General features: G+C 46.0%; 1 protein-coding gene. It reads right to left on the bottom strand.

The features are described 5' to 3' along the window. Positions 1–39: 39 nt before the first annotated feature. Positions 40–250 (bottom strand): hypothetical protein (locus ACX9YW_RS23365; protein ID WP_460351165.1); only part of this gene is annotated, 211 nt, incomplete at its 5' end.

The raw sequence follows: 250 nt of genomic DNA, 5'->3' as shown, positions 1-250 counted from the left end.
CTAGTTGTGGATATTGCATTTCAGTACTCCTTAATCTAATTAGTCTTTGCTTACCCGCAAAACGCAGGCACCCTTAATGTCTCCCCGCTTAACGTAGCGTAAAGCATCGAGGGCCTTTTCTAGCGGGTATTCGGTTACTTCTGGATGAATGTTGAGCCGGTCTGCCAGGGTTAAAAATTCTTCCCCGTCACGCCGGGTATTACTCTCAACACTGGTTAATGTTTTTTCGTGGAAGAGGTGCTTCTGGTAA

Source organism: Pseudoneobacillus rhizolycopersici (genome assembly GCF_054786815.1).
The sequence above is the reverse complement of the archived record's forward strand: the minus strand, read 5'-3'. Positions and strand labels throughout refer to the sequence as shown.